The following is a 1,171-nucleotide window of genomic DNA, read 5'->3' on the forward strand; positions in this document are numbered from 1 at the left end:
AAACCCCTTTAAAGATTGGCTTCAATTAGTTTGATGATTTCCTTCTCATTAAATCCTGATTCTGCAAAAATAACATCACCTTTTTTGTTTATAAGAATAAATGTAGGTGCTGCGGTAACCTCATAAGTGGCTGCTAAACTTCCCCCTTTATATAGTGTTGGATAAGCTATTTTTATTTTCTCAACATAAGCCATTAAATTTTCCTGGGGGAAATCTTCTCTAAATTCTATGCCAAATAGTTGGAACTTTCCATCTTTATATTTCTCATGGATCGCATTAAGTTTTGGAACCGCCTGAACACATGGCCCACAATTTTTGAACCAGAATTCTAACAGAATTACATTTCCCTTTAGCTTGGAAAAGTCTACCATGGAATTGTCTTCTAAATTGGGTAGCTTCCATTGTTTAATGTCCTGTACCATTTTCGATTCGGTCGAACGAACCTTTAATGATTGCATTTTATTTTTTTTCTCTCGGTATTCGGCCCAAGTCATTTTCGAATAATCTTTGGGAAATAATGCTCCGCTCCAAACACTGTCATCCTGATTATAGTCAAAATCAAAGCTGTCATAAGTCCTGCTCATTCTCCCGGTAGGGCCATTATCCATTATCATCTTTCTTGGCAAATAATCTGACATACCAATCATTAAAGTATATTCTGTTTCAGCTGCTGAGACGTTTTTTAAGACAAAATTTCCCCAATCAATGTATCCGCCTTTAAATGTTATATCAAAAACATAGAGCTTCTGTCCGTTGAGTAAAGTGTCTTGTTTCCGTACGAATTCAATATTTTCATTCATCATCATTTCGGGTAAAAATTTCTTTACCCCGTATAATGTCAGCATCAAAGGATTATTAGCATTTGGCGTATCATCGATTAAAATGACCTTTTCATTAACCAAAGTCGAAATATGTCTTTTGCCATCGTATATCAATTCTGATTCATCACTTGCCATATGGTATTTGGGTGTTGAATTGTTGCTGTTTGTGAAGTCAAAGAAAACAGTATCCATCTTATCCAAATAGGTGGTTCCACCATCCATAGCTTGGAATGTCGATTGATATTTAACCCTTTCAATGTCATAAATGTTTGAAATAGTTTTCTCTAATATCGACGTATCCGATTCTTGACTGAACACTTTGATAGTGATCAAGCAGATTAAATAAATTG

Annotated in this window: 1 protein-coding gene; it reads right to left on the minus strand. The window is 34.9% G+C overall.

The features are described 5' to 3' along the window. Nucleotides 1-8 precede the first annotated feature (8 nt). The coding region (locus CWD90_RS22925; protein WP_192878064.1) for a TlpA family protein disulfide reductase at nt 9-1,171 on the minus strand (1,163 nt) is incomplete at its 5' end.

This window comes from Arenibacter catalasegens, assembly GCF_002909235.1.
Taxonomy (GTDB): domain Bacteria; phylum Bacteroidota; class Bacteroidia; order Flavobacteriales; family Flavobacteriaceae; genus Arenibacter; species Arenibacter catalasegens.